We start from the raw sequence: 251 nt of genomic DNA, 5'->3' as shown, positions 1-251 counted from the left end.
GCGCGATGCTCGCGGAAGTAATCGGCGGACCCGGCCATCACGTAGAACGAATGCGGCTCGGCCGTGTAGACCGAGAACAGGCCCGTCAGATGGGCGCCGAAGCGCCGGGCGACGCGCAGTGCGAACTCGAGGCGCGCATGCGCACGGACGCTCGTATCGAGGTGCACGACTATGCTCTTGTAGCTCATCGGAATCGCTCCATCGACGGGTGATCCGCCAGTGCAATCCAGTCTACGGAGCGGGCTTTCCGC

General features: G+C 64.9%; 1 pseudogene. It reads right to left on the bottom strand.

The features are described 5' to 3' along the window. Positions 1-188, bottom strand: a pseudogene (locus SB816_RS33640) (universal stress protein); the annotation flags it as partial. Positions 189-251 lie beyond the last annotated feature (63 nt).

This window comes from Achromobacter sp. SIMBA_011, from assembly GCF_046535435.1.
Lineage (GTDB): Bacteria > Pseudomonadota > Gammaproteobacteria > Burkholderiales > Burkholderiaceae_B > Achromobacter > Achromobacter dolens.
Note: the sequence above shows the minus strand (reverse complement) of the source record. Positions and strands in the feature narration are given on the sequence as shown.